Here is a 23,972-nt window from a genome sequence, read left to right on the forward strand (position 1 = left end):
TTAGAATGGGTAGCAATCGAATAAGCCTTCATATATCCTCGGCGATACGGGCCGAAAGTATCTACCGGAACACCGTGAATGTTCTGACTATGAAGGCAGGAACGGTGACGTATGTGCTTATTCCTGCCTTCTCTGATCTTAAACCGGGGAGGCAGTTTTTTTTATAGGTTCTGTTCAATGATTAGTCAAGCAAGAAATAAACAGTCGGGAGAGAGGGAAACGTGATGGAAAAAGTAAAAGGCATGATTCTCGTTCTGGATTTCGGGAGTCAGTATAATCAGCTGATCACAAGGCGTATCCGTGAGTTTGGAGTGTACAGTGAGCTTCATTCCCACAAAATGACCGCAGAAGAGATAAAAGAATTGAACCCGAGCGGTATCGTTCTCTCCGGAGGGCCGAACAGTGTATACGGAGAAAACAGCTTCCGCTGCGATACCGGCATTTTTGACCTCGATATACCGATTCTCGGCATCTGTTACGGAATGCAGCTGATCACCCATCAGTTTGGGGGTCAGGTGAAACGGACCCCGGAACGGCAGTACGGGAAAGCGGAAATCTCCGTTAAAAACGATTCCCTGCTCTTTCAGAAAACGCCGGTCGAACAGAACGTGTGGATGAGTCATAGTGATAAAGTGATCGCCGCTCCGGAAGGGTTTCAGGTGGATGCTGTCAGTCCTTCCTGCCCTGTGGCGGCCATCAGCGACAGGGAACGTCGTATGTACGGCGTACAGTTTCATCCGGAAGTCCGCCATTCCGAGTACGGTAACGATCTGTTGAGAAGCTTCGTTTTCGATGTTTGTGAAGCGGAAGCGGACTGGACGATGGAACACTTTATCGAACTGGAAGTGGAGAAGATTCAGGCGGAAGTAGGAGACAGAAATGTCCTTTGCGGGTTAAGCGGTGGAGTGGACTCTTCGGTAGTGGCCGGTCTTATTCACCGGGCCATCGGAGATCAGCTTACCTGCATTTTCGTCGATCACGGTCTTCTAAGGAAAGACGAAGGGGACGACGTCATGCGTTTTCTCGGCGATGGATTTAACATGAACATTATCCGCGTGGACGCGAAAGACCGTTTCCTGACGAAGCTTGCGGGCGTCGAGGACCCGGAACAGAAAAGGAAAATCATCGGTAACGAGTTCATTGAAGTTTTTGATGAAGAAGCGGCGAAACTTGAGAACGTGGACTATCTTGCTCAGGGGACTCTTTACACCGATATTATCGAAAGCGGCACGGAAACGGCTCAGACGATTAAGTCCCACCATAACGTCGGCGGCCTTCCGGAGGATATGGAGCTGAAGCTGATTGAACCTCTGAACACGCTGTTTAAAGATGAGGTGCGCGAACTCGGGACTGAACTGGGTATACCGGAACATATCGTGTGGCGCCAGCCATTCCCGGGGCCGGGACTGTCTATCCGTATCCTCGGTGCGGTAGATGAGGAAAAGCTTGAGATTGTCCGGGAATCCGATGCGATTCTGCGGGATGAAATTAAGGAAGCGGGGCTGGACCGCGACATCTGGCAGTATTTCACCGTCCTTCCTAACATTAAGTCAGTCGGGGTCATGGGAGACGAGCGGACGTATGATCACACGATAGGTATACGGGCCGTTACTTCCATCGACGGAATGACTTCGGACTGGGCCCGGATTCCATGGCACGTTCTCGAGAAGGTGTCGACGAGGCTCGTCAATGAAGTGAGTCATATTAACCGGGTCGTGTACGACGTTACGAGTAAGCCGCCGGCTACAATTGAATGGGAATAAAAAAGTGAATAAGCAACTAACGTATAATCTTGGGGATAAGGCCCATAAGTTTCTACCGGACGACCGTGAATTGTCCGACTACGTTCTGAACACCGGGGGCATTCGTCTCCGGTTTAAGAGCTGAAGTGTGGAAACCCCCGGTTATGCCGGGGGTTTTTTATATGGAAGAATACATTCAGTGAAGAGAAAATACAGGATAGAAAAGAGGACAACAATGAAAAAATACTTCCAGTTTGAAAAAAACAAAACGAATTACCGTACGGAGTTCATCGCCGGCCTTACCACGTTTCTGGCGATGGCCTACATCCTTTTCGTCAACCCTTCGACGCTCGCTCTCGACGGTATTGAACAGCTGCCGGAAGGAGTTACGAGAATAGATAAAGGAGCCGTGTTCACGGCCACCGCTCTGTCCGCCGCCATCGGTACGCTCGTTATGGGCTTGTTCGCCAAATATCCGATTGCCCTCGCTCCCGGTATGGGGCTCAATGCCTTCTTTGCCTATACGGTTGTGCTCGGTTTTGGTATTCCATGGGAAACGGCGCTTGCCGGTGTACTTGCTTCCGGACTTATTTTTATCGTTTTAACCGTCACCGGTCTGCGCCAGACGATCATCAACGCCATACCACCCAACCTGAAATTGGCAGTGGGAGCAGGTATCGGTTTGTACATCGCATTCATCGGTTTCCAGAATGCCGGTATCGTCGAAAATAGTGACGCTACTCTGGTACAGCTTGGTAATATTCTGGAACCGACGACGCTGCTTGCGGTTTTCGGAATTTTCATTTCGGTGATTTTCCTTGCGCTCGGGTTTCAGGGAGGTATTTTCTATGGAATGATCCTGACCGCAGTCGCCGGTATGGTAACGGGGTTGATTGCGGCTCCTGCGGCACTCGGGGATGTAGTAAGTCCTGCACCGAGTCTCGCTCCTACATTCGGAGAAGCATTTCTGCACCTGGATGATATTTTCACGATGCAGATGCTCGGAGTCATTCTTACATTCCTTTTCGTCGATTTCTTTGACACAGCGGGGACGCTTGTCGCCGTAGCTTCCCAGGCCGGATTTATGAAAGATAATAAATTGCCGAGAGCGGGCCGTGCTCTGTTTTCCGATTCGGCAGCCACGGTTGCCGGGGCGGTTATGGGAACTTCTACAACGACTTCCTATATAGAATCCACCGCCGGGGTAGGGGCAGGCGGACGGACCGGGTTCACCTCGGTCGTTACCGCTCTGTTTTTCCTGCTGGCTCTGTTCTTCTCTCCTCTGCTCGGTATCATCACGGCAGAAGTGACAGCCCCGGCTCTGATCATCGTCGGAGTACTGATGGCCTCGTCGCTGCGGGCCATCGAGTGGGATCAGTTTGAGATAGCTGTGCCCGCTTTTCTTGTCATTACGGCTATGCCGCTGACGTACAGTATCGCCACGGGGATAGCAATGGGTTTCATTTTTTACCCGCTTACGATGGCCCTGAAAGGCAGAGTGAAAGAGATTCATCCGATTATGTACGGCCTGTTCGTCATCTTCATTCTTTACTTCATCTTTTTGGCTTAACTTTTCACAAGTTGTATACTGGGTGAAAGAAAGCGAAGAAGGAGAAGATGAAAATGGCGAAGAAGAAGAAAGAAAGTAATAAAAAACGCTTCGAAGTCGGAGCCGGTGAATCGATTGAAGATTGCCTGGAACGAATCCGGCTTGAAGGGTTCGTACCTGTACGCCGCATGGAGGAACCGGTATTTGAAGAGAAAGACGGTGAAATGCAGGTAGCAGGAAGGGAAATCGTCTTTGAAGCTAAGAAAATAACCTGAAAAACGAACATTAAAATTTAAATTCAATCAATGATTCGTATTTCATTGACAGAAATCGAAAAATACTGTTATGATTCGAGTAGAAAAAAGCATAAAACGAACCTCATATAGAGCGATAATAAGGATCGTTCGTCTCTACCTGGTCGCCGTAAATGACCGGACTATGAGGGGAGACACCCGGGATACGTATGTCCTGCGGGCACTCCTCTCAAGTCGGATGGGGGAGAGCCGCAGGATATTTTTATGCCGGAAATCACAGTTTCGAACTTTTTATTCAGGGGGCACAGGAATGGCTGAAGTCGGTGTAATTATGGGAAGCATTACGGACTGGACGATTATGGAAGAAGCGTGCACAGTACTCGGGGAACTCGGAGTCTCTTATGAAAAAGAGATTATTTCCGCCCACAGAACTCCGGAGGATATGTTTATATACGCGGAGGAAGCGAGGGGAAAGGGTCTCAAGGTGATCATCGCAGGCGCCGGCGGAGCAGCGCATCTGCCCGGGATGGTTGCATCAAAAACCACTCTCCCGGTCATCGGGGTACCGGTGGAATCCAAATCGCTGAACGGAATCGATTCTCTGCTTTCTATCGCTCAGATGCCTGGAGGCGTACCGGTGGCCACCGTTTCCATCGGAAAAGCTGGGGCGAAAAACGCGGGTATCCTGGCAGCTGAAATAATCGGCAGTTTTGATGAAGCGACTGCGCGGGCTCTGGAATTATATAAACAGGGACTGAAAGACAAAGTGGAAGACATGAGGAGGGAACTGCATGAACGTGATTGAACCCGGTGGAACGATCGGTATTCTCGGCGGCGGACAGCTCGGACGGATGATGGCGACAGCGGCAAAACATATGGGCTACCGGATCGCCGTGCTGGATCCTGCCGAGGACTGTCCGGCGGCTCAGGTGGCGGATATACATGTGAAAGGGAAGTACGACGATCTCGAGGCTGCCGGGGAACTCGGCCTGCACTCCGACGTCGTTACGTACGAGTTCGAAAACGTGGATGAGCGCGTATCGCAATTTTTTGAGAACGAAGGGAAACTGCCTCAGGGGACTCTTCCTCTCGCTGTTTCGCAAAACCGCGGGAAAGAGAAAGAATTTGCGGAAAAAGCTGGTATTCACGTGCCCGCCTACCGGATAGTACAGACCGGTGAAGAGTTCGACCGGGCTGTGACCGACATCGGCCTTCCTGCTGTCATGAAAACAGTGAGCGGGGGGTATGATGGCAAGGGTCAGTATCTGCTCCGGAGTCCGGAAGACTGCAGTAGCGCCCGCGAGGATATCTGGGATGGAAAGTATGATGGAAAGTATATTGTGGAGAAATGGGTAGATATCGACAAAGAAGTCTCCCAGGTCTTCACCCGGGATAGCGCGGGTGATATTTCTTTTTTTCCGGTAGCGGAAAATGTACACAAAGACCAGGTACTGTTCACAACGACGGTTCCTGCTTCCATAAGTGATAATGAAACCCGGGAGATACGAAAGCGGACGGAGGCTCTTGCAAAAGAGCTCGGAGTGGTAGGAACGTTTGCAGTTGAATGGTTTGTAAGCGGGGAAGACGTTTACTTCAATGAAATGGCACCCCGTCCCCACAATTCGGGACACTACACGATTGAAGCCTGCAGTGTCTCCCAGTTCGAGCAGCACATACGGGCCATCTGTGGCTTGCCGCTGCTTCCGGTCCATACATTTCCGGCTGCCAAAATGATCAATGTTTTGGGCAGACACCGTGATGATCTTTTCCAGTCTCTCGGCAGTGAACAGGTTCACGTGCATGATTACGGAAAACACGAATCCCGCCCCCAAAGGAAAATGGGTCATGTTACGATAATAGGGTCGTCTCCGGACGATATAAAACTGGGCGAACCTGCCTGGTCGAAAAGCTGGTAAGGAGGAAACGGAATGATTGAACGCTATACGAGGGAAGAGATGGGAAATATCTGGGAAGAGGAGAATCGTTTCAAGGCCTGGCTGGAAGTGGAGATTCTGGCTTGTGAAGCCTGGAGTGAGCTCGGGGTCATCCCCCGGGAGGATGTGAAAAAGATTCGGGAGAACGCCGGTTTCGATGTATCCCGTATTCAGGAGATAGAAGCGGAAACGAGACATGATGTCGTAGCTTTCACCCGCGCGGTTTCAGAGACGCTTGGAGAGGAACGTAAGTGGGTGCACTACGGTCTTACGTCTACAGACGTTGTGGATACGGCCCTGTCTTACGTTTTGAAACAAGCTAACGATATTTTACGTAAAGATCTCGTCAACTTCATTGAAATTCTCGGAGAAAAAGCGAAAGAGCATAAACATACGGTGATGATGGGACGTACGCACGGGGTGCATGCGGAGCCGACGACTTTCGGTCTGAAAATGGCTCTGTACTACGAAGAGATGAAGCGGCATCTGGAACGGTTCGACCTGGCGAAACGGCAGATCGAAGTAGGGAAACTGTCGGGAGCCGTCGGGACTTATGCCAACATCGATCCATATGTGGAAGAGTATGTGTGCGAAAAGCTCGGCCTTGAAGCGGCACCTGTATCCACGCAGACGCTACAGCGGGACCGTCATGCGAACTACGTCTCGACCCTTGCTCTGATTGCTGCTTCCATTGAAAAAATATCAGTGGAAATCCGTGGCCTGCAGAAGACGGAGACACGGGAAGTGGAGGAGTTTTTCGCCAAGGGACAGAAAGGTTCTTCCGCTATGCCGCACAAACGGAACCCGATCGGATCCGAGAATATGACGGGGATGGCCCGTGTTCTTCGCGGAGATATGGTGACGGCTCATGAAAACGTGGCGTTGTGGCATGAGAGGGACATTTCCCATTCGTCGGCGGAGCGGATCATCCTTCCCGATGTGACAATCGGGCTGAACTACATGCTGAACCGTTTCGGCAATATCGTGAAAAACTTGACGGTCTTTCCCGAACGGATGAAGGAAAATATGGAGAAAACCTACGGACTGATCTTCTCTCAGCGTGTGCTTCTTACACTTATCGATGAAGGAATGGTAAGGGAGGAAGCTTATGACCTTGTCCAGCCGAAAGCGATGGAAGCCTGGGAGCGCGGTGTGCCGTTCCGGGAGCTGATTGAATCCGACGACAGGATAACGTCCGTCCTTTCCGGAGAGCAGCTGGAAGCATGCTTCGATTACCGGCACCATTTGAAAAACGTCGATCGTATTTTTGAACGGATCGGTCTTGCTTAACAAAACAGAGGCATCCGGTGGCTTCCGGATGCCCTTCCATTATTCATGAAGAGGAGTGAGCGGATGAAAGAGTTGCTGTACGAAGGAAAAGCGAAGAAAGTTTTTTATACGGAAGAACCGGAAGAACTTTTGCTCGAATACAAGGATGACGCCACTGCTTTTAACGGAAAGAAAAAGGAATCGTTCCGGGGCAAAGGGGAACTGAACAACAAAATATCCTCGAAGATTTTTACCCTGCTTGAAGAAAAAGGGACCCCCACCCATTTTCTGAAAGAGCTCAGTGATACCGAACAGCTGGTTACGAGAACATCCATCATTCCGCTTGAAGTGGTCGTCCGTAATAAAGCTGCCGGAAGTCTGGTCCGGAGAATCGGTATCGAGGATGAAATGTCCCTCCATCCGCCGCTTATTGAACTTTTTTATAAAAACGATGACCTTGATGACCCGCTGATCAATGACCGTCACGCTCTGCTTCTTGCTGATGTAACACATAAGGAACTGATGGCTATCAAGGAAGAAGCTTTAAAAGTGAACGACGTACTGCTTGAAATTTTTGAAGATTGCGACTTATCTCTCGTTGATTTTAAACTCGAATTCGGAAGAACAGAAGGCGGAGATCTCCTTCTATCCGATGAGGTATCCCCTGATACATGCAGGCTCCGGGATAAACAGACCGGCGCGAAGATGGATAAGGATGTATTCCGTGAGGGAACCGGAGAACTTGTTCCTGTATATGAAAATATTCTGCAACGCCTGGAGGGTGCTACATGTGCAAAGTAAATATTTATATCACGCTGAAAGAAGCGGTTCTTGACCCGCAGGGAAAAGTCATATCCCAGTCTTTGAAAGACCTGGAATACGATGGAGTGCGGGACGTTCGTACCGGTAAGTATCTGCAGGTGGAACTGGCCGACCGGGAAAATGCGGAGAAGAAAATCGAGGATATGTGCAACCGTCTGCTGGCGAACCCGGTCATCGAGGACTACACGTATACGATTGAGGAGGTTGTCTGAGTGAAATTTGCGGTTATAGTGTTTCCCGGTTCGAACTGTGATGAGGATATGTACCATGCTGTTTCCGAAGTTCTTCAGGAAGAAGCGGAAATGGTCTGGTTTGAAGAGGCGGATCTCGATAAATATGACGGTGTACTGCTGCCGGGCGGGTTCTCCTATGGCGATTATCTCCGGTCGGGAGCCGTGGCTTCCGTTTCCAAAGTGATCGCTCAGGTAAGGGAGTTCATCGCGGCAGGAAAACCTGTACTGGGTGTATGCAACGGCTTTCAGGTACTTCTTGAAATGGGAGAGCTGCCGGGGGCTATGCTCAAGAACAGAGACCTGAAATTCATCTGCCGGGAAGAAAGCCTGACCGTGGAGCAGACGGATACTATGTTCACGTCCCGCTATGAAGAAGGGGAGACGATTTCGTTACCGGTCGCCCACGGGGAAGGGAACTATTACTGTGATGAAGCTGTGCTTGAGAAACTGAGAGAGAACCGTCAGATCGCTTTCACTTATAAAAATAACCCGAACGGATCCACCGGAAATATTGCCGGAATCACGAACGAAGCGGGGAACGTTCTTGGTATGATGCCCCACCCGGAGAGGGCCGTCGAGGAGCTGCTCGGAAATGATGATGGTCTTCGAATTTTCGAATCGATTCTGACCCACTGGAGGGACGTACATGTCGTTAATAACTGAATGGACACCGGAAATCATCGAAACGGAACAGGTATATAAGGAAGTCGGAGTGACTGACGGAGAGTTCGCCTACATCAAAAGGGTGCTCGGGCGTGCGCCGAATTACACGGAACTTGGACTTTTTTCCGTTATGTGGTCGGAACACTGCAGTTATAAGCACTCAAAGACGCTTCTGAAACAATTCCCGACGGATGGAAAACACGTGTTGCAAGGTCCCGGCGAAGGAGCGGGAGTGGTTGATATCGGTGACGGACAGGCTGTCGTTTTCAAGATTGAAAGCCATAACCACCCGTCTGCTGTCGAACCGTACCAGGGAGCTGCGACAGGCGTCGGCGGAATTTTGCGTGACGTATTTTCCATGGGGGCGAAACCGATCGCCCTCCTCAACTCTCTCCGTTTCGGCTCCCTCGAGCGGTCCAGGGTGAAATACCTGTTCAGGGAAGTAGTGCATGGGATATCGGGATATGGAAACTGTGTCGGCGTGCCGACAGTGGGCGGTGAGGTACAGTTTGATGATGCCTATAACGGAAACCCGCTCGTCAATGCGATGTGTGTCGGTCTCATTAACCATGAAGACGTCCAGCAGGGGATAGCGAAAGGGACCGGGAACTCCGTCATGTATGCCGGAGCGAAAACGGGAAGAGACGGAATCCACGGGGCCACATTCGCCTCCGAAGAGCTGAGTGAGGACAGCGAATCGAAGCGTCCGTCCGTACAGGTGGGGGACCCGTTCATGGAGAAACTCCTGATAGAAGCCTGTCTTGAGGTCATCCATCACGAGGCGCTCGTCGGTATCCAGGACATGGGGGCGGCAGGGCTGACGTCATCTGCCAGTGAAATGGCAAGTAAAGCAGGAACGGGCCTCCGGATGAACCTGGATTTCGTCCCTCAGCGGGAAATGGGGATGACCCCTTACGAAATGATGCTCTCCGAATCCCAGGAACGCATGCTTCTCGTCGTTGAAAGAGGGCGGGAGGAAGAAATTGCGAAGGTGTTTGAAAAGTATGGACTGGAGGCAGTGACTGTCGGTGAAGTAACGGAAGATAAAAGATTCGTCCTCGAGCATAAAGGGGTAACCGTGGCCGATGTCCCGGTGGACAGTCTGGCAGAGGATGCTCCGGTGTATCAGCCGGAAGCACGGGAACCCGGCTATTATGAAGAATTCAGGAAAACCGACTACGTTCCGGAGGTACGGAATCCGAGAAATGTTCTGCGGGCCCTGCTGAAACAGCCGACCATTGCCAGTAAAGAATGGGTCTACGATCAGTACGACACGATGGTTCAGACGAACACGGTAGTGAAGCCCGGATCCGATGCCGCAGTGCTTCGTGTTAAAGGGACGGATAAAGCGGTGGCAATGACGACGGACGGAAACTCGAGGTACATTTATCTCGATCCTGAAACCGGCGGGAAGATAGCGGTGGCCGAAGCTGCCAGGAATATCATCGCTTCCGGAGGAGAACCTCTTGCGATTACGGATGGGCTGAATTTCGGCTCTCCGGAGAACCCCGAAGTGTACTGGCAGATGCAGGGGGCGGTCCGGGGGATGAGCGGAGCCTGCAGCGTTCTGGGCACCCCGGTCATCAGCGGAAACGTCTCCCTGTACAATGAAGCTGCGGGAGGTCAGGCGATTTACCCGACACCCGTAGTGGGGATGGTGGGACTTGTGAAAGAAGCCTCCCACATCACTACCTCCGACGTAAAAAATGCGGAGGACCTCCTCTATGTAGTAGGGGGAGCGGAAAGAGAGTTCGGCGGAAGTGAACTCCAGGGAATGCTGGAAGGAAAGCACTTTGGCCGGGCTCCGCACATAAATCTTGAGACGGAACAAAGAAGACAGCAGCAGGTGCTGGAAGCGATCAGGAAAGGTGCCGTTTCTTCCGCGCACGATATATCGGAAGGGGGGTTGGCTGTCGCTCTGGCCGAAAGTCTATTCGCGGAAGAACTCGGGTGCGAAGTGGAAATCGAAGGAGAAACCGTAACAGAACTGTTTGCCGAAACCCAGTCCCGTTTTCTTATATCAATCAGACGGGAGAAGCAGACCGAAATAGAGGAACTTATTCCGGAGGCCCGTTTCCTCGGAAAAGCGGCGGCACACGGAAGGTTCCATGTTATCAAAAACGGCGCCACGATCATCGATGAACCTATACAAACGCTGAAAGCGGATTGGAAAGGAGCTATTCCATGCCTGGTGAAATCAGAGGGCTGAACGAAGAATGTGGAGTGTTCGGAGTGTTCGGACATCCGGAAGCGGCCCAGCTTACGTACTACGGGCTTCACGCCCTGCAGCACCGGGGCCAGGAAGGAGCCGGTGTGGTAACGACGGACGGGGAAAATGTGCATGCCGTCAAAGGGCACGGTCTCGTCAATGAAGTATTCTCGGAGAATCAGCTGGTGGAACTGGTCGGACACGCGAGCGTCGGTCACGTACGGTACGCGACGGCCGGAGACGGAGGATATGAAAACATTCAGCCTCTTCTGTTCCGTACACAGAAGGAAAGTATGGCTCTCGCTCACAACGGGAATCTCGTAAACGCTCAAGGGCTGAAGAATCAGCTGGAAGCACAGGGAAGCATCCTTCAGACGACGTCGGATACAGAAGTGATCGCCCACCTGATCCAGCGGGCCGGGAACGTATACAAAGAAGAAGCGATTGCGCAGGCTCTGTCCATGGTAAAGGGAGCGTATTCGCTGGCGATCCTTACGGAAACCTGTATGTACGTGGCTATGGACCCGCGGGGACTGAGGCCGTTATCGATCGGAAAACTGGGGGATGCCTACATTGTCTCCTCAGAGACATGCGCCTTTGATGTCATCGGGGCGACCCACGTCCGGGAAGTGAAACCCGGTGAACTGATCAAAATTGATGAAGATGGAATGAAATCGAGACGATTCACCTCCAAAATTCAGCGCACCCTCTGTTCCATGGAATACGTATATTTCTCGAGACCGGACAGTGATCTGGATGGCAAAAACGTCCACGCCTCCCGAAAAACGATGGGACGGAAGCTTGCGGAGGAGTCCTTTGTGGAAGCGGACGTTGTAACCGGAGTGCCTGATTCCAGTATTTCTGCCGCTATCGGCTATGCCGAGGAAGCGTCCCTTCCATACGAGCTCGGTCTGATCAAAAACCGGTATGTCGGGCGGACGTTCATTCAGCCTTCCCAGGAACTGCGGGAACAGGGAGTGAAAATGAAGCTGTCGGCCGTCCGCGGTATCGTCGAAGGGAAGCGGGTCGTAATGGTCGATGACTCCATTGTCCGGGGAACGACAAGCCGGCGGATCGTCCAGATGCTGAAAGATGCAGGAGCGACCGAAGTACATGTGCGTATCGCCTCCCCGCCCATCAAAAACCCGTGCTACTACGGCATTGATACGTCGACCTCCGGCGAGTTACTGGCTGCGACCCGTACTTTTGAGGAAATGAAAGAGGAAATCGGAGCGGACTCGCTGCATTTTCTTAGTACCGATGGGCTGGAGTCATCAATTCATGAAGGTGAACAATCGCTTGAGCACGGGAGCTGTCAGGCCTGTTTTACGGGAAATTATCCGACCGAAATCTTCCCTTCCACGATACCCCCTTATGAAAAGGAGTAGCTGATATGAGTGAAGCGTACAAGAAAGCCGGCGTCGATGTCGAAGCCGGTTACGAAGCAGTAGCAAGAATGAAAAAGCACGTGTCTTCCACGTATCGTCCTGAGGTTATGGGAGAGCTCGGTTCTTTCGGGGGGCTCTTTGATATAAGCGGACACCGTTATGAGGAACCCGTACTCGTCACCGGAACGGACGGGGTAGGGACGAAGCTTAAGCTAGCCTTTGAAACCGGAAAACACGATACGGTAGGAGTGGACCTCGTAGCCATGTGTGTGAACGATATTGCGGCTCAGGGAGCGGACCCTCTGCTGTTTCTCGATTATATCGGGTGTGGAAAGAATGATCCCGAAGTGATTGAAGCGATCGTTCAGGGAATTGCTGCAGGCTGCCGGGAAGCGGGATGTGCGCTCATCGGAGGCGAAACGGCGGAAATGCCGGGGATGTACAAACAATCGGAATACGACCTGGCCGGGTTCACAGTCGGCATGGCCGGGAAACAGGACGTTCTTACCGGAGATAAAGTGAAAGAGGGGGACGTACTTATCGGACTCCCGTCCTCCGGTGTCCATTCCAACGGCTTCTCGCTCGTCCGCAGCATTCTGGACCAGCATAATCTCTCTCTCGAAGAATCTTATACTCTTCCGGCCCCTTTAAAGGAAGTACTGCTTACCCCCACTTCTATTTATGTCAAAGACATACAGAAGTTGAGAGAAGCGGTGGAACTGCACGGCATCGCCCATATTACGGGAGGCGGTTTTTATGAAAACATTCCGCGCATGCTTCCGCCCGGTCTTGGTGCTAAAATAAACGCATCACTTTTTTCTGTTCCTGAGATTTTTTCTTTCCTTAAAGAATATGGGGAGCTTAGTGATCAGGATATGTACAGCACCTTCAACATGGGTATCGGTATGGTAATCGCCCTTTCTGAAGAAGAGGCAGGGACGGCCTGCGGTGCGGTGGACGGGGCTGTCATTATCGGAGAAGTCACAGCCGGAGAGGACGTGGAAATTATATGACGAAAATAGCTGTATTCGCTTCCGGAACCGGAACGAATTTTGATGCACTTCTTACATCGATGGAGCATAAAGAGAAGTGGGGCGAAGTATCGCTGCTCGTCAGCGACCGTCCTTCCGCGGAAGTGGTACATAAAGCGGAAGCGCGCGGCATTGAAGTCCTCTCTTTTCATCCTGCCGATTTTCAGGGAAAAGCGGGCTACGAACAAGTGATTCTCGGAGCCTGCCGGGAACATGGAATAGAATGGATCGTCCTCGCCGGATATATGCGGCTGATCGGTTCGACTCTGCTTACACCTTTTGAAGGAAGAATCGTAAATGTCCACCCATCCCTGCTGCCAAGGTTTCCTGGCAAACATGCCGTCCAACAGGCCTTTGACCAGGGAGTCGCTGTCACCGGCGTGACCGTTCATATCGTGGATGAGGGCATGGATACCGGGCCGATCCTTGAGCAGGAAGAAGTGGCGATTGAAGCGGAAGATACAATCGGGGATGTGGAACGAAAAATACAGAAGGTCGAGCACGTTCTCTATCCGAAAGTGGTGGAACGGCTCGTGAAAGGAGAGAAATCGTATGACAAAGCGGGCGCTTTTGAGCGTTTCAAATAAACAGGGGCTGAGTGATTTTGCACAAGAACTTATATCTCTCGGGTATGAACTCATTTCCACCGGAGGAACGAAACGGACGATAGAAGAGGCGGGGATAGAAGTACGCTCCATCTCGGAGATTACGGAATTTCCCGAGATCATGGACGGGCGTGTGAAAACTCTGCATCCTGCCGTGCACAGCGGTCTGCTGGCCAGACGGGATAACGGGGAAGATATGAAACAGCTCCAGGAGCTTGGTTTCGGACCGATCGACCTCGTGGCCGTGAATTTATATCCGTTTAAAGAAACGATCGCAAAAGAAGATGTAACGGAAAGAGAAGCGATTGAAAATGTTGATATAGGCGGACCGACGATGCTCCGCTCAGCAGCCAAAAATTTTGAAAACGTAACGGTCGTGACGGATCCCGCGGACTACGATGAAATCGTGGAAGGACTGAAACGTGGAGACCTTACTTATGAATTCCGGCGCAGTCTCGCTGCAAAAGTGTTCCGTCACACGGCCCACTATGATGCGCTGATCACCGAATATTTCACAGGTCTCAGCGGTGAGGAAGCTCCGGAGACCATTACAAAGACGTATGAACACGTGCAGAGTCTGAGGTACGGGGAGAATCCTCACCAGTCCGCTTCTTTCTACAGGGAAGTCAAAGAGGACAGAGGATCACTGGCGTATGCTGAACAGCTGCACGGAAAGGAATTGTCCTACAATAACATTCAGGATGCGAATGCGGCGCTCGAAGTGGCGGCTGAATTCACGAATCCTGCCGCGGTGGCAGTCAAACATATGAACCCTTGCGGCGTCGGCACGGCCGATGACCTGTCACAAGCTTTTGCCAAAGCATATGAAGCAGACCCCGTTTCCATATTCGGAGGAATCGTTGCTTTGAACCGGAAAGTAAATAAAGATACGGCTGAACAGCTCTCCGGCATTTTTCTTGAAATCATCATGGCTCCGGAGTACGACGAAGAAGCGTTCGGCATCCTGGCGAAAAAGAAAAACGTACGGATCATCAAAGTGGACCCTTCCATTACAGAAACGACCGGCGAGAAACTGGTGAGCGTCCGGGGCGGTCTGCTTGTACAGGATAAAGATGAAGGAAAAGTAGCTGTAACGGACCTCCGTACAGTTACGGAACGGGCACCGACGGATAAGGAACTGGAAGATCTGCTTCTGTCGTGGCAGGTGGTGAAACACGTGAAATCAAATGCCATTGTCATTGCCGGAGAGGACAGGACGTTAGGTGTCGGTGCGGGGCAGATGAACCGCGTCGGCGCTGCAGCCATCGCGCTCGGTCAGGCCGGCGAGAAGGCACGGGGAGCAGTAATGGCATCTGATGCCTTCTTTCCGATGCCGGATACTGTCGAGACAGCGGCAAAGGCCGGCATTAAGGCGATCATCCAGCCGGGTGGTTCGAAAAGGGATCAGGATTCCATCGATGCCTGTAATGAACACGGAATAGCTATGGTATTTACCGGAATGCGTCATTTCAAACACTAGGTGAAGGAGGCTTCTATGAACTTTTTAATCGTAGGCAGTGGCGGCAGGGAACACAGTATTGTCCAGAAACTGGCCCGGCATCAGCACACAGTACACGCAGCTCCGGGGAATGACGGCATGGAAGAGGCAAAACGTGTGGATATTCCGGAGACGGATTTTGAAAGCCTGGTGCGTTACGCAGAAGAGGAGAATATCGACTGGACCATTATCGGTCCGGAAGCTCCTTTGTCAGCGGGGATCGTGGATGTGTTCAGGGAAAAAGGACAGAAAGTATTCGGCCCCGATCAGTCGGCGGCCGTTATCGAAGGAAGCAAACATTTCGCCAAACAGCTGATGAACAAGCACGGCATACCGACGGCTGCTTACGGAGCTTTTACGGATGTGGATGAAGCTCACAGGTACATCAGGGAACAGGGAGCGCCCATCGTAGTGAAAGCCGACGGTCTTGCAGCAGGTAAAGGGGTCATCATAGCCGAGAGTGTAGAGGAAGCGGAAGAGGCGGTCCGTTCCATGCTGGAAGACGAGGAGTTCGGAGAAGCAGGTCGTGAAGTGGTGGTCGAAGAGTATCTGGAAGGGAAAGAGTTTTCCCTCATGGCTTTTGTCGAAGGCGACCGCGTCTATCCGATGCTTCCGGCCCGTGATCATAAAAAAGCTTTTGACGGGGATGAAGGTCCTAACACAGGAGGCATGGGCGCATTCTCACCTGTCCCCGGTGTGACGGATGCGAAAGTGCAGAAAGCTGTCGGACAGATACTGCAGCCTGCAGCGGACGCAATGGTGGAGGAAGGCCGGCCGTTCCAGGGGATTTTGTACGCGGGACTGATAGAAACGGCGGACGGGGTGAAAGTGATTGAATTTAACGCCCGGTTCGGTGATCCCGAGACACAGGTCGTCCTGCCTCTTCTTGAAAATGATCTGGCCCGGGTAATTACTGACGTTACGGCAGGGAAGGACCCGTCCCTCGAGTGGAAAGATTCGTGTTCTGTCGGAGTAGTGCTCGCCTCTGCCGGCTATCCGGGTACTTACGAAAAAGGCAAAAAGCTCCCGGGGCACGGTTGTGAAGGCAGTCATTTCACCTATGCCGGCGTTACAAGAGAAGGAGAAATTTTCCGCGGACAGGGCGGACGGGTTCTGATGGCCGGAGCGACAGGCGCTGATTTGAAGGAAGCCAGACAGGCGGTACAGAAAGCTATGGAGCCGTTTGATGCCAGTGACTGCTTTTATTACCGGAAAGATATAGCGGAACATATATAAATTATCGCCTCCACACGTTGTGGGGGTTTTTTCGTGCCTTTCACCCCCGTAATCTCCGAGTGAAGGTAACGATTTTCCCGTTATCGTGACGATGGGGAGGGATATATGAATGTGAAGGTAACGATTTTCGTATTATCGTGCCTTTCGTAAGCGGAGAAGGCGTTTGAAAGTAACGAAAACTTCCCCGGGAGCGCGATGTCCTCGGAAAAGCCCTGCTCTTTTATATTTTCAGTGTTTTGTCACGTTTCGTTTAGTAAATAAGGAGAAGTGTGTGTTATTATGAAAAAAATAGCAGGAGGCGATGTCAGTGAACGAACAACGGTTCCGCTGGAGGAACAAGCAGTTACGCGACCACGCGGATGTAATTGATGGAAACCTGGCGCCTACGAAGGTGCTTAAACATATAACGTATTTGAACGTATTTCTGAAACAGTGGATGACAGGAAACATATGGATTTTTGAAGATCGTATCGTTTACGTCGGAACAAAGATGCCTCCGAATCTTGAGGGAACGGAAATCATTGAAGGTGACGGAGATTATGCCGTGCCCGGTTACATAGAGCCCCACGCTCACCCGTTTCAGCTTTACAATCCCCAGTCGCTGGCGGAATATGCGGCCTGGACAGGCACTACCACAGTTATCAATGATAATCTGATGTGGTTATTTTTAACGGACAAAAAGAAAGCGTTTTCTTTACTGGAGGAATGTATGAAACTGCCGGTCTCCATGTTCTGGTGGGGACGCTTCGATTTTCAGACTACGCTGCGGGAAGAAAAGCAGGAGAAGCTGGAGGAACAGCTCCCTGAATGGTTTACTCATGATGCGATTGTACAGGGCGGCGAACTGACAGCCTGGCCGGAACTTCTGTATGGAAAAGACGATCAGATTCTGCACTGGATGCAGGAAGTGAGAAAAGCGAGAAAACGGGTGGAAGGTCATCTCCCGGGAGCATCGGAAAACACACTCACCAAAATGAAACTTCTCGGGCTCGACGGGGATCATGAAAGTATGACCGCTGATGACGTCGTGAAGAGAGTGGAACTCGGTTATGAGACAGGTGTCCGTCACTCCTCGATCCGGCCGGACCTTCCGCAGATAATGGAAGGGCTGGTGGAGAAGGACTTCCAGGCTTTCGACCGGCTGATGTATACGACGGACGGGTCGACCCCGGGATTCTATAAAGACGGCGTCATAGATAACTGTATAGATATAGCTTTGAAAGCAGGCATACCGGAGATAGAAGCGTACCTGATGGCAACGATCTATCCGGCACGGCATTTCGGACTGGATGAGCGGCTTGGAGCTCTTGCGCCCGGCCATATCGCACATGTGAACCTGCTTGACAGTAAAGACCGGCCTTCTCCTCACTCTGTGCTTGCCAAAGGGGAATGGGTGAAGAAGAGAGAAAAGGATGTCCACACGAAAGTGAAGCTTGACTGGGCGAGTGCGGAAATCGTGCCTCTTTCTCTCGACTGGTCGCTGGACATCGAAGAACTCCAGTTTTCGATGCCGGTTGGAATGGATATGGTGAATGATGTTATTATGAAACCATATGCTGTCGAATCCAACACGTCCGTCGAACAACTGCCGGAGACGACCAATGAAGCGTTCCTTACACTACTGGACAGGGAAGGTACCTGGAAGGTCAATACGCTTTTACGAGGATTCACTTCGAGTCTTGGCGCCCTTTCAAGTTCTTATTCGACGACCGGCGATATTATTCTGCTCGGGAAATCAAAAGAAGATATGGTGCTGGCATTTGAGCGTATGGAAGAAATAGGCGGAGGTATTGTGCTGGTGCACGATAAAAAAGTCGTGTTTGAAATGCCGCTTGCTTACGGTGGTATGATGTCCAGGGAACCTTTTGAGGAACTGATGGAGCAGGAAAGCGTGCTGAAAGAGAAACTCTGTGAGTACGGCTATTGCTTCGGGGACCCGGTATATACCCTGTTCTTTCTCAGTTCGACCCACCTGCCTTACGTACGGATTACCCCGCGCGGGCTGATGGATGTGAAAAAGAAAGAGGTACTCTTTCCTGCAATAATGCGTTAAAATGGTAAAAGAAATTCAAACGGAGGAGGGATGAAAGTAATGCAGATAGATAAACTAAGAGGAAAGACGCTCGATCAGCTGTTCGAAGCCATTCTTTCCCTGCAGGACACCGAAGAGTGCTACCGCTTTTTTGATGACCTCGCCACGATGAACGAAGTACAGTCACTGGCACAGCGTCTGGAAGTAGCCCGCATGCTCGAAGAGGGTCATACGTATCATAAAATCGAAACGGATACCGGAGCGTCTACTGCTACTATTTCAAGGGTGAAACGCGCCCTGAATTACGGAAATGATATGTACACGGAAGTACTGGACCGCGTCCAAAGTTACAAAACAAAATAAAAGACTATAAGACGAATATAGGATCGAAGAATGACCCCGGCGTGATGCCGGGGTCATCTTCATGACTTCAAGGCAGAGAAATCATGATCAGAAAGTTACATAATAACCAGGAACGAATCTTCCTTTTAGAAAAATGGTCCGGTAAATACGTAGGCTGCCACTGTGGTTCCGTGCTTTTTTTGGTATAATAATAAAATGGAGTAAAGAGGTGTAGCGAATGAAAAATTGGAAGCATGCGTTTAAATTGGATCCGAATAAAGATATAACGGAAGAAGAAATCCGCAGAGTCTGTGAGTCGGGGACCGATGCCGTCATCGTCGGCGGGACAGACGGGGTGACGTTCGATAACGTCTGGAATCTGTTCGAACAGATCGAGCCATATGATGTGCCGCTCGTACTTGAAATATCCGACATGGAAGCGGTAGTCCCCGGGTTCGATTATTATTTCGTGCCCGCAGTACTGAACAGTAAAGACAAAACCTGGGTGCTCGATATGCAGCATCAGGCGATGAAACTGTACGGGGATATGGTGGAAGAACAGCTTATCTTCTCGGAAGGCTACTGTATAGTGAACGAAGAAGCGAAGGCTTTCCGTAAGACGAACTGTTTTCCGGTGACGGAAGAGGATATCCTCGCTTACGCCCGCCTGGTGGAGCAGTTGTTCCCGCTCCCGATTTTTTATCTGGAGTACAGCGGCAAGAAGGGGGATACGTCCCTGATCCGAAAAGTGTCAGAGGAATTATCCCGTACCCAGTTTTTTTATGGAGGCGGCATCCAGTCCAGAGAGGAAGCTGAAGAAATACAGGGCATGGTGGATACGATGATCGTCGGTAATATAATCTACGAAGATTTCGAAACTGCGCTTCAGACCGTACCTGAGTAAAAGAAAGGATGATAGATTTATGACGCAGTCGATTCATGCGTTGCTGAAAGGAATGAATGAACCGCAGCAGAAAGCGGTAGCTCACACGGAAGGCCCTCTTCTCGTAATGGCCGGGGCAGGAAGTGGGAAGACCCGGGTACTTACCCACCGTATTGCGTATCTCATACAGGAAAAAGGGGTAAACCCTTGGAATATTCTTGCGATAACCTTCACGAATAAAGCAGCCCGTGAAATGAAGGAAAGGGTGGAACTGCTCGTCGGACCGGGTGCGGAAAGTATATGGATGTCGACGTTCCACTCCATGTGCGTGCGGATTCTGCGCAGAGATATAGACCGCATCGGTATGGACAGGAACTTCTCCATTCTCGATGCCAGTGATCAGCTTACAGTGATCAAGCAGGTGCTGAAGGAACTTAATCTTGATCCGAAAAACTGGAACCCGAGGACGATGCTCGGAGCAATCAGTAATGCTAAAAACGAACTGCTGAGCCCGGACATGTACGAAAGTCGGGTTTCCGGGTATCGTGAGGAACAGGTGGCCCAGATTTACCGCGGTTATCAGAAGAAACTTTCTAAAAACCAGTCTCTCGACTTCGATGATCTTATTATGAAAACGCTGGTGCTGTTCGAGCAGGTACCGGAAGTGCTCGAATATTACCAGCGGCGCTTCCAGTACGTACACGTTGATGAGTATCAGGACACCAACCATGCCCAGTATCAGCTGGTGCAGAAACTGGCGGAGAAATTCAAAAACCTCTGCGTCGTCGGAGACTCCGACCAGTCCATTTATCGCTGGCGCGGAGCGGACATTACGAACATCCTGACTTTTGAGGAGGATTACCCGGACGCTGTCACCATTCTCCTTGAACAGAACTACCGGTCCACAGAAGTGATTCTCGATGCCGCGAACCACGTCATCGATCACAACACCGGACGGAAACCGAAGAAGCTCTGGACGGATAACTACGGAGGGGAAAAGATCCATTATCACGAAGCCGGGACAGAGAGAGAAGAAAGCTTTTTCATTGCAGATAAAATCGAGGATCTGGTGAAGCAGGGCAGTTTCACCTACAGTGACATGGCGATACTGTACCGTACAAACGCCCAGTCCCGTACGGTGGAGGAAACATTTGTGAAGGCGAATATCCCCTATCAGATGATCGGAGGGACCAAATTCTATGATCGTAAAGAAATCAAGGACCTTCTTGCCTATCTGCGTCTGATCTCCAATCCTAATGATGATCTCAGTTTCGAACGTGTGATCAATGAACCGAAACGCGGGATCGGCAAAACGAGTATCGAAAAACTGCAGAGTTATGCTGCTGCACACGACATCTCGCTTTTTGATGCAGCTGCCGAAGCAGACTTTACCGGTATAAGCGCCAAAGCTGCCAAAGCGGTCGTCAATTTCCGGAGGATGATAGATAACTGGACGAAGCAGCAGGAATTCCTTTCCGCTACGGATCTCGTGGATGAAGTGCTGGAAACAACCGGGTATGAGGAAATGCTTCGCACGGATAAGACTCTCGAAGCTCAGTCGCGCCTCGAGAACATCGAGGAGTTCAAATCGGTCACGATGAACTTTGAACAGTACAGCGAAGACAAGACTCTTGTAGCTTTTCTGACGGATCTTGCACTGATCGCCGATATCGATAAGGCGGACGAGGAAGAGCACGAGCATTCGGTTACGATGATGACACTCCACTCAGCCAAAGGTCTTGAGTTTCCGGTAGTCTTTCTTATAGGCCTTGAAGAGAATATCTTCCCTCACAGCCGCTCTATCATGGATGAAGAGGAAATGGAGGAAGAAAGACGGCTCGCTTACGTAGGGATTACGCGTGCCGAGAAGAAACTGTTTATGACAAATGCCAAGATGCGTACTCTGTTCGGAAAGACGAACATGAATCCGGTCAGCCGGTTCATAAGTGAAATTCCCGGAGATTTCCTTGAAGGAAAAGAAGACAGAGAGCCTCTTCCTTTTGCGAATAAGAAACAGTCCATCCAGTCGGACCGGCCTGTGGAGAAGAGAAAAGCCAAGAAAGCAACCGGAGCTTCCGGAGCCGAAAATGCTTCCTGGAAACCGGGGGATAAAGCAAACCATAAAAAATGGGGCGAAGGTACGGTCGTCAGAGTCCAGGGTGAAGGAAAAGATATGGAGCTTGATATCGCATTTCCTGCACCGGAAGGCGTGAAGCGTGTCCTTGCGAAATTCGCTCCCATTACCAAGGTATGAAAGAGGTGACGATGTATGGAAAAAGAAGCAGCGGCACGGCGTCATGAACAACTGAAGAAACTTCTGGAGAAGTACAGCCATGAATACTACGTGCTTGATGCGCCTACGGTTCCGGATGCCGAGTACGATAAAAAGCTGCGGGAGATAACGGAAATCGAAGAAGAATATCCCGAACTGATCACTTCCGATTCTCCGACGCAGCGGGTCGGCGCAGAGCCGCTGGACTCATTCAGAAAAGTACGGCATGAGATTCCGATGCTCAGCCTCGGGAACGCTTTTAATGAACAGGAGCTCCGGGATTTTGACCGGAGAGTCCGTGAGGGAGCGGAGGGGGAAGTTTCCTACGTCTGTGAACTGAAAATCGACGGGCTCGCTGTTTCCCTTTTGTATGAAGAAGGAGTTCTCGTTCGCGGAGCTACCCGCGGAGACGGAACAGTGGGGGAGGATATCACTTCGAATCTACGTACAATCCGGAGCATACCTCTCCGCCTATCCCATCCGGAGACGATCGAAGTTCGCGGAGAGGCGTACATGCCGAAGAAATCGTTCTCCGCTCTGAATGAAGAGAAAGAGGAGAAGGAGGAAGCCCCTTTCGCAAACCCGAGAAATGCAGCAGCCGGCTCCCTTCGTCAACTCGACCCGAAGATAGCGGCCAGCCGGAATCTGGATATTTTTCTTTACGGCGTGGGGATGTGGGAAGACGATCTGAAAGATACGCACAGCGCCCGTCTTGAATATCTTGAAGAACTCGGGCTGAAGACGAACCCGGAGTGGCGTGCTCTCAAAGATATCGAGGAAGTGATCGATTATGTGAAGAGCTGGGTGGACAACCGGAACAGTCTGGATTACGAAATCGACGGTATCGTCATAAAAGTCGATCAGCTGGACGAGCAGGAGACACTCGGCTTCACTGCCAAAAGTCCGCGCTGGGCGACTGCTTATAAATTCCCTGCAGAAGAAGTGGTGACCAGAATGAAAGACATCCATCTGACGGTCGGACGGACCGGCGTCGTTACGCCTACGGCACTTCTCGAACCCGTGCGCGTAGCGGGCACTACCGTCCAGCGTGCCTCTCTCCATAACGAGGACCTCATTAAAGAAAGGGATATCCGTATCGGGGACACAGTGGTTATAAAAAAGGCGGGAGATATTATTCCGGAAGTGCTGCGGGTGATTGAGGAAGAGCGCACGGGAAATGAAGAACCGTTCACTATGCCAAAGACGTGTCCTGAGTGCGGGAGCGACCTTGTACGTCTGGAGGAGGAAGTGGCTCTCCGCTGCATCAATCCGAATTGTCCGGCACAGTTGAGAGAAGCACTCATTCATTTCGTATCACGGAATGCGATGGATATCGAAGGACTCGGGGAGAAAGTGATCACCCAGCTGTTCCGCGAAGAGCTGATCCACAACATTGCAGATATATACAAGCTGCGTAAAGAAGAACTGCTTCAGCTTGACCGTATGGCAGAGAAATCGGTCAACAACCTGCTTACTGCCATTGAGCAGTCAAAAGAGAATTCTATGGAGAAACTGTTATTCGGCCTCGGCGTCCGGTACGTAGGAACGAAAGCCGCCACTACGCTCTCGAACCATTTCGGCTCTATGCAGGCTCTGCAGAAGGCTTCTTCCGAGGAGCTGGAGTCGATTCCGGAGATCGGGGAAAAGATGGCGGAGTCCATTCACAGTTATTTTCAACGTGAGGAAGTGAGGGTTCTTCTGCGGGAATTATCGGAACTGGGGCTTAACATGGAATACAAAGGAAGAAGAGTATCTGCCGAAGCCGCTACTTCTCCGTTTAACGGAAAAACTGTAGTGCTGACCGGTAAAATGGAAATTTACTCAAGATCCGAAGCGAAAAAGAGAGTGGAAGAGCTTGGAGCGAAAGTGACGGGGAGCGTAAGCAAAAATACGGACTTGCTTGTTGCCGGGGAGGATGCCGGAAGTAAGTACACGAAAGCAGAAGAGCTGGGTGTGGAAATTTGGAGCGAGAGTCAGTTCGCTGAAGCTTTACAGAACCAGGAGTGAGCA

The 23,972-nt window shown here is 51.1% G+C and carries 20 protein-coding genes and 3 riboswitches; all 20 genes read left to right on the forward strand.

Annotated elements, in window-relative coordinates; genetic code table 11:
- Positions 1-8: 8 nt before the first annotated feature.
- Positions 9-110: riboswitch (purine riboswitch) on the forward strand.
- Between the two features lie 114 nt (positions 111-224).
- The 20 genes from guaA (at position 225) to ligA (ending at position 23,969) form a co-directional block, all read left to right on the forward strand.
- Positions 225-1,763 carry a glutamine-hydrolyzing GMP synthase gene (gene guaA, locus BW931_RS07420; RefSeq protein WP_076571247.1) on the forward strand — a complete coding sequence of 513 codons (1,539 nt, stop codon included), beginning with the start codon at positions 225-227 and terminating at the stop codon, positions 1,761-1,763.
- A riboswitch (purine riboswitch) is annotated at positions 1,763-1,864 on the forward strand. Its footprint overlaps the gene before it by 1 nt.
- A 113-nt stretch (positions 1,865-1,977) precedes the next feature.
- Positions 1,978-3,312, forward strand: a complete 1,335-nt coding sequence (locus BW931_RS07425) for an NCS2 family permease (protein ID WP_076571249.1) — start codon at positions 1,978-1,980, stop codon at positions 3,310-3,312.
- A 53-nt stretch (positions 3,313-3,365) separates the two neighbouring features.
- Complete coding sequence (locus tag BW931_RS07430) at positions 3,366-3,566, forward strand: NETI motif-containing protein (protein ID WP_076571251.1); 201 nt, start codon at positions 3,366-3,368, stop codon at positions 3,564-3,566.
- An 83-nt stretch (positions 3,567-3,649) separates the two neighbouring features.
- Positions 3,650-3,750: riboswitch (purine riboswitch) on the forward strand.
- 105 nt (positions 3,751-3,855) lie between these two features.
- Positions 3,856-4,350, forward strand: a complete 495-nt coding sequence (purE, locus tag BW931_RS07435; RefSeq protein ID WP_076571252.1) for a 5-(carboxyamino)imidazole ribonucleotide mutase — start codon at positions 3,856-3,858, stop codon at positions 4,348-4,350.
- A complete protein-coding gene (purK, locus tag BW931_RS07440; RefSeq protein ID WP_076571254.1) occupies positions 4,337-5,461 on the forward strand; it encodes a 5-(carboxyamino)imidazole ribonucleotide synthase in 1,125 nt (374 codons plus the stop codon). The genes purE and purK overlap by 14 nt, the downstream gene beginning before the upstream one ends.
- Before the next feature lie 12 nt (positions 5,462-5,473).
- The gene (gene purB / locus BW931_RS07445) at positions 5,474-6,769 is read left to right on the forward strand and encodes an adenylosuccinate lyase (RefSeq protein WP_076571256.1); all 1,296 of its coding nucleotides are present in this window, start codon (positions 5,474-5,476) and stop codon (positions 6,767-6,769) included.
- Between the two features lie 63 nt (positions 6,770-6,832).
- Complete coding sequence (gene purC, locus BW931_RS07450) at positions 6,833-7,549, forward strand: phosphoribosylaminoimidazolesuccinocarboxamide synthase (RefSeq protein ID WP_076571258.1); 717 nt, start codon at positions 6,833-6,835, stop codon at positions 7,547-7,549.
- Positions 7,537-7,782, forward strand: a complete 246-nt coding sequence (gene purS / locus BW931_RS07455; protein ID WP_008588212.1) for a phosphoribosylformylglycinamidine synthase subunit PurS — start codon at positions 7,537-7,539, stop codon at positions 7,780-7,782. The genes purC and purS overlap by 13 nt, the downstream gene beginning before the upstream one ends.
- The gene (purQ, locus tag BW931_RS07460; RefSeq protein WP_076571260.1) at positions 7,783-8,466 is read left to right on the forward strand and encodes a phosphoribosylformylglycinamidine synthase subunit PurQ; all 684 of its coding nucleotides are present in this window, start codon (positions 7,783-7,785) and stop codon (positions 8,464-8,466) included. It abuts the gene before it with no gap.
- A complete protein-coding gene (gene purL / locus BW931_RS07465; RefSeq protein WP_076571262.1) occupies positions 8,450-10,675 on the forward strand; it encodes a phosphoribosylformylglycinamidine synthase subunit PurL in 2,226 nt (741 codons plus the stop codon). Before purQ ends, purL begins: the two co-directional genes overlap by 17 nt.
- Positions 10,651-12,063, forward strand: a complete 1,413-nt coding sequence (gene purF, locus BW931_RS07470) for an amidophosphoribosyltransferase (protein WP_076571263.1) — start codon at positions 10,651-10,653, stop codon at positions 12,061-12,063. Before purL ends, purF begins: the two co-directional genes overlap by 25 nt.
- 5 nt (positions 12,064-12,068) lie before the next feature.
- Positions 12,069-13,076: a phosphoribosylformylglycinamidine cyclo-ligase gene (gene purM / locus BW931_RS07475; RefSeq protein WP_076571265.1), complete on the forward strand. Its 1,008-nt coding sequence runs from the start codon at positions 12,069-12,071 to the stop codon at positions 13,074-13,076.
- On the forward strand, positions 13,073-13,681 hold the full coding sequence (purN, locus tag BW931_RS07480) for a phosphoribosylglycinamide formyltransferase (RefSeq protein WP_008588222.1): 609 nt from the start codon (positions 13,073-13,075) through the stop codon (positions 13,679-13,681). The genes purM and purN overlap by 4 nt, the downstream gene beginning before the upstream one ends.
- Positions 13,647-15,179, forward strand: a complete 1,533-nt coding sequence (gene purH, locus BW931_RS07485; RefSeq protein ID WP_076571266.1) for a bifunctional phosphoribosylaminoimidazolecarboxamide formyltransferase/IMP cyclohydrolase — start codon at positions 13,647-13,649, stop codon at positions 15,177-15,179. The genes purN and purH overlap by 35 nt, the downstream gene beginning before the upstream one ends.
- Positions 15,180-15,194: 15 nt before the next feature.
- Complete coding sequence (gene purD / locus BW931_RS07490; protein WP_076571268.1) at positions 15,195-16,433, forward strand: phosphoribosylamine--glycine ligase; 1,239 nt, start codon at positions 15,195-15,197, stop codon at positions 16,431-16,433.
- 301 nt (positions 16,434-16,734) lie between these two features.
- The gene (locus tag BW931_RS07495; protein WP_076571269.1) at positions 16,735-18,486 is read left to right on the forward strand and encodes an adenine deaminase C-terminal domain-containing protein; all 1,752 of its coding nucleotides are present in this window, start codon (positions 16,735-16,737) and stop codon (positions 18,484-18,486) included.
- Positions 18,487-18,525: 39 nt separating this feature from the next.
- Positions 18,526-18,828, forward strand: coding sequence for a YerC/YecD family TrpR-related protein (locus BW931_RS07500; protein ID WP_008588231.1), 303 nt, complete (start codon positions 18,526-18,528; stop codon positions 18,826-18,828).
- A gap of 217 nt (positions 18,829-19,045) precedes the next feature.
- Positions 19,046-19,711, forward strand: coding sequence for a heptaprenylglyceryl phosphate synthase (pcrB, locus tag BW931_RS07505; RefSeq protein WP_076571271.1), 666 nt, complete (start codon positions 19,046-19,048; stop codon positions 19,709-19,711).
- 19 nt (positions 19,712-19,730) lie between these two features.
- Positions 19,731-21,944, forward strand: a complete 2,214-nt coding sequence (pcrA, locus tag BW931_RS07510) for a DNA helicase PcrA (protein WP_008588234.1) — start codon at positions 19,731-19,733, stop codon at positions 21,942-21,944.
- 15 nt (positions 21,945-21,959) lie between these two features.
- A complete protein-coding gene (gene ligA, locus BW931_RS07515; protein WP_008588236.1) occupies positions 21,960-23,969 on the forward strand; it encodes an NAD-dependent DNA ligase LigA in 2,010 nt (669 codons plus the stop codon).
- Positions 23,970-23,972 lie beyond the last annotated feature (3 nt).

The sequence above is a fragment of the Salimicrobium salexigens genome, assembly GCF_900156705.1.
Lineage (GTDB): Bacteria > Bacillota > Bacilli > Bacillales > Halobacillaceae > Salimicrobium > Salimicrobium album.

Excerpts from the sequence above, each read along its gene's own strand:
- guaA (WP_076571247.1), top strand. The coding sequence starts at position 225 with ATGGAAAAAGTAAAAGGCATGATTCTCGTTCTGGATTTCGGGAGTCAG.
- BW931_RS07425 (WP_076571249.1), top strand. The coding sequence starts at position 1,978 with ATGAAAAAATACTTCCAGTTTGAAAAAAACAAAACGAATTACCGTACG.
- BW931_RS07430 (WP_076571251.1), top strand. The coding sequence starts at position 3,366 with ATGGCGAAGAAGAAGAAAGAAAGTAATAAAAAACGCTTCGAAGTCGGA.
- purE (WP_076571252.1), top strand. The coding sequence starts at position 3,856 with ATGGCTGAAGTCGGTGTAATTATGGGAAGCATTACGGACTGGACGATT.
- purK (WP_076571254.1), top strand. The coding sequence starts at position 4,337 with ATGAACGTGATTGAACCCGGTGGAACGATCGGTATTCTCGGCGGCGGA.
- purB (WP_076571256.1), top strand. The coding sequence starts at position 5,474 with ATGATTGAACGCTATACGAGGGAAGAGATGGGAAATATCTGGGAAGAG.
- purC (WP_076571258.1), top strand. The coding sequence starts at position 6,833 with ATGAAAGAGTTGCTGTACGAAGGAAAAGCGAAGAAAGTTTTTTATACG.
- purS (WP_008588212.1), top strand. The coding sequence starts at position 7,537 with ATGTGCAAAGTAAATATTTATATCACGCTGAAAGAAGCGGTTCTTGAC.
- purL (WP_076571262.1), top strand. The coding sequence starts at position 8,450 with ATGTCGTTAATAACTGAATGGACACCGGAAATCATCGAAACGGAACAG.
- purF (WP_076571263.1), top strand. The coding sequence starts at position 10,651 with ATGCCTGGTGAAATCAGAGGGCTGAACGAAGAATGTGGAGTGTTCGGA.
- purM (WP_076571265.1), top strand. The coding sequence starts at position 12,069 with ATGAGTGAAGCGTACAAGAAAGCCGGCGTCGATGTCGAAGCCGGTTAC.
- purN (WP_008588222.1), top strand. The coding sequence starts at position 13,073 with ATGACGAAAATAGCTGTATTCGCTTCCGGAACCGGAACGAATTTTGAT.
- purH (WP_076571266.1), top strand. The coding sequence starts at position 13,647 with ATGACAAAGCGGGCGCTTTTGAGCGTTTCAAATAAACAGGGGCTGAGT.
- purD (WP_076571268.1), top strand. The coding sequence starts at position 15,195 with ATGAACTTTTTAATCGTAGGCAGTGGCGGCAGGGAACACAGTATTGTC.
- BW931_RS07495 (WP_076571269.1), top strand. The coding sequence starts at position 16,735 with ATGTCAGTGAACGAACAACGGTTCCGCTGGAGGAACAAGCAGTTACGC.
- BW931_RS07500 (WP_008588231.1), top strand. The coding sequence starts at position 18,526 with ATGCAGATAGATAAACTAAGAGGAAAGACGCTCGATCAGCTGTTCGAA.
- pcrB (WP_076571271.1), top strand. The coding sequence starts at position 19,046 with ATGAAAAATTGGAAGCATGCGTTTAAATTGGATCCGAATAAAGATATA.
- pcrA (WP_008588234.1), top strand. The coding sequence starts at position 19,731 with ATGACGCAGTCGATTCATGCGTTGCTGAAAGGAATGAATGAACCGCAG.
- ligA (WP_008588236.1), top strand. The coding sequence starts at position 21,960 with ATGGAAAAAGAAGCAGCGGCACGGCGTCATGAACAACTGAAGAAACTT.